Source organism: Micromonospora foliorum, assembly GCF_022229015.1.
GTDB classification, from domain to species: Bacteria; Actinomycetota; Actinomycetes; order Mycobacteriales; family Micromonosporaceae; genus Micromonospora; species Micromonospora foliorum.
In genome coordinates, this window is record NZ_JAKKFF010000442.1 from 1 (window position 1) to 3,209 (window position 3,209).

Genomic DNA, 3,209 nt, shown 5'->3' on the forward strand with positions numbered 1-3,209 from the left:
CGCCGGATGAGCCCGCCCCGGCCGCGCCGGATGAGCCCGCCCCGGCCGCGCCGGATGAGCCCGCCCCGGCCGCGCCGGACCAGTCCACCTCCGCGGCGCCGGGAAGATCCACTCGGGTTCCATGAAGTCGCGGTGTCCGGAGGCTCTGGACGCCCCGATTTCCGTGAACCTGAGTCGATCAGGGCGGTGGGGTCACTCCTCCGGCGGCAGGTCGGCCACACCGACGGCCAGGAGGACCCGACCGTCGGCCACCGACCCGATCCGGTCGGCCGGTACGTAGACCGCGCCGCTACGGGTCAGGTCGGTCGAGACCTTCAGGTAGCCGCTGTGCAGCAGCCGTGCCGCCAGATCGGCCGGAACGTCCGGCTCCTCGACCGCGGTCGCCTCGATCAGCTCGTCCAGGCTGCTGCCCGGGTCGGCGGTCGGTGTCTGGACGGTCACCGCGTTCGGGTCGCCCCGCTGGACGAGGTCCACGGTCCCGACCTCGGTGCCGGCTGAGTCGATCACCGGCATCCCGGTGGTGATCCGCGAGATGGTCGCCTGCTGCTCGTCCTGCTGGTCCATCCCGCTGCGGTTCCCAGGGCGGCGCGCCGCTAAACGCCGCCGCCCGCCAGCCCGCCCGACGCTCAGCAACTACGGCGTCCCGCCCACTCAGCTGTTCGGGAGGGTCCAGCCGCCGGGCGGGCGGGGGGACAGCTCCCGCCAGGTGTCCGGGCCGTCGAGCAGCGCCCGGACGGTGTCCTCGGCCTCGTCCGCACTGCCGTACTCGTAGAAACGGGAGATGCCCTCGGCGCCGCCGGCCCGCTGCTCGACGTGCCACCGGTCGGCGTCCACCCGCAGGAAGACGTCCCGTCGGGCCAGCCGCCCCCACTTCCCGTTCCACCAGTGCTTTCGCTGCTCCATGGCGGGACTCTATCGAACACACGTACGAGAAAGTGCGGCCCCTGCGGGAATCCCACAGGGGCCGATGTGCATCCGTCCGGTCAGCGCTGCGTCGGCGGCTCGGGACGGCGGCCCAGCACGTCGTCCAGCGCCCCGCGCTGCTGGCCGGGGGTGGTGTGACCGGCGGAGACCAGGGCGTCCCGGATCTCGGTGAGCAGCTTGACCTCCTCGCTCGGCGCCGAGGGCGGCGGCTCCTCACCCCGCTTGCGCCGCTCGGCCAGCCGGTTCATCGGGTAGACGACCAGGAAGTAGAGCGCCAGCGCGGTCAGCAGGAAGGTGATGGCCGCGTTGACGAAGGCCACCCAGTCGAACGGGATGTCCCGAAACTTGGGGGTCGAGCCACTGAGACCGTTCTTGTTCCCGGTGATCAGCACGATCATCACCCGGACCAGCGGTTCGAGGAACGACTTGGTGAGCTGGGTGACCACGCCCGTGAACGCGGCGCCGATGACGACACCGACCGCCAGGTCGACGACGTTTCCGCGCATGATGAAGTCTTTGAAGCCCTTGAGCATTCGTACTCCCGAGTGTCCGCTTTTCTGTCGGGCACAACCTATGCCCGTTCGGCGGGTTCCAGAAAAGCGCCGGCTTCGAGTGCCGCCCGGCCCGGATCGCCGGCCCGGATCGCCTCGACCAACCGGGTGTGGTCGACGTAGCGCTCGGGAGTGAGTGCCCCGCCCATGGCCTGGGCGACGGTGCTGCGCAGGGCGGTGCCCACCGAGGCGTACAGCTCGGCGAGCATGGCGTTGTGCGCGGCGGCGACCACCGCCGTGTGCAGTGCCGCGTCGGCCTCGACGAACGCGTCGACCCGGCCGCCGTGCCAGGCGGCCTCGCGCTGGGCGAGCGCGCCGTCGAGCGCCGCCAGGTCCTCCGGTGTACGCCTCAGCGCGGCGAGCCGGGCGGCCTCCACCTCGAAGGCGCGGCGTACCTCGATGACCTCGGTCATCCGGTCGTCGCCGAGCCGGCGGGCGACCACCGGTGCCAGTTCGTCGGTGGACACCACGTAGGTGCCGGAGCCCTGCCGGCACTCCAGCACCCCGGCGTGCACCAGGGCGCGGACCGCCTCGCGGACCGTGTTGCGCCCGACGCCCAGCGCGGCGACCAGTTGTGGCTCGGTGGGGATGCGCCCGCCGACGGGCCATTCGCCGCCCAGGATCCGGGCGCGGAGTTGCTCGGTGGTCTGCCGGACCCGGTGGCCGCGGGGCGGCACGGCGGGCTGGCCGCCGGGCGGCACGGGCGGCGCGGAGGGGAAATCAACCGACGGTGGCACTGGTTACATCACCGGTCCCAAATTCATCCCATGATTGTAGGTTAGAGGTCATGACCCCGCCACCAACCGCCGCTCCGGCGCTGCCCGCCCCCGTCGCCGTCGACCCTCGCCCGACGCGCGACCCCGGTGCCGGCCGGCGGACGCACCCGGCGACCGGTGGCGCGCTGGTGCTGGTCGGGATGCTGCTGGTCGCGCTCAACCTGCGTGCCGTGGTGACGAGCCTCGGCGCACTGCTCGACGAGGTCCGCGACGGGCTGGGCCTCTCCGGTGTCACCGCCGGTCTGGTCACCACCCTGCCGACCATCGCCTTCGCCGGTCTCGGTGCGCTCACCCCGTGGCTGGTCCGCCGGGTGGCGCCGGCCCGGGTGCTGGTGGTCGCCATGTTCGTCCTCGCCGTCGGCCAGGTGCTCCGGGTCGCCACCGACTCGGCCTGGATCTTCGTGCTCACCAGCGCGCTGGCGCTGTCCGGCATCGCGGTCGCCAACATCCTGCTGCCGATGCTCGTCAAGCAGCACTTCCCGCACCGCACCGGCCTGGTCACCGGGGCGTACACGATGGCGTTGACCGTGGGCACGACGGTGGCCGCCGCCTCCGCGGTGCCGATCGCGCACGCCTTCGGGTCGTGGCGGGCCGGGCTCGGCGTCTGGGCCGCGATGGCCGCGGTGGCCGTACTCCCGTGGGTGCCGCTGGCGCTGCGGACCCGCGCCGCGGCGCGGCGGGTGACCCCGACGACGGCCGTCGCCACGCCGACGCGGGTCCGGCCGGCGCGGACCCGGCTCGGCTGGGCGATGGCCGTCTACTTCGGGGCGCAGTCGCTCAGCGGGTACGCGATCATGGGTTGGCTGGCCCAGTTGTTCCGTGACGCCGGTTACCACCCTGAGTCGGCCGGGCTGCTGCTCTCCGGGGTGACCGCGCTCGGCGTGCCGCTCGCTCTGCTGATGCCCACCCTGGCCGTTCGGCTGTGCAGCCCTGTCCCCCTGGTGCTGGGAGTGTCCCC

The 3,209-nt window shown here is 73.0% G+C and carries 5 protein-coding genes; 1 reads left to right on the plus strand and 4 read right to left on the minus strand.

All coding sequences use genetic code 11. From position 1 onward, the window contains the following. Positions 1-192 precede the first annotated feature (192 nt). From PSH25_RS26895 to PSH25_RS26910, 4 genes are all read right to left on the minus strand, one after another. Positions 193-564, minus strand: a complete 372-nt coding sequence (locus tag PSH25_RS26895) for a hypothetical protein (protein WP_238661692.1) — start codon at positions 562-564, stop codon at positions 193-195. An 87-nt stretch (positions 565-651) separates the two neighbouring features. Further along, the gene (locus PSH25_RS26900; RefSeq protein ID WP_030486188.1) at positions 652-903 is read right to left on the minus strand and encodes a hypothetical protein; all 252 of its coding nucleotides are present in this window, start codon (positions 901-903) and stop codon (positions 652-654) included. Between the two features lie 80 nt (positions 904-983). Further along, on the minus strand, positions 984-1,457 hold the full coding sequence (gene mscL, locus PSH25_RS26905; protein WP_238661693.1) for a large conductance mechanosensitive channel protein MscL: 474 nt from the start codon (positions 1,455-1,457) through the stop codon (positions 984-986). Between the two features lie 38 nt (positions 1,458-1,495). Beyond that, positions 1,496-2,176: a FadR/GntR family transcriptional regulator gene (locus PSH25_RS26910; protein ID WP_238661694.1), complete on the minus strand. Its 681-nt coding sequence runs from the start codon at positions 2,174-2,176 to the stop codon at positions 1,496-1,498. Between the two features lie 86 nt (positions 2,177-2,262). Here PSH25_RS26910 and PSH25_RS26915 point away from each other — a divergent pair. Further along, positions 2,263-3,209, plus strand: a 947-nt coding sequence (locus tag PSH25_RS26915) for an MFS transporter (RefSeq protein WP_372492860.1), incomplete at its 3' end; no start/stop codon positions are given.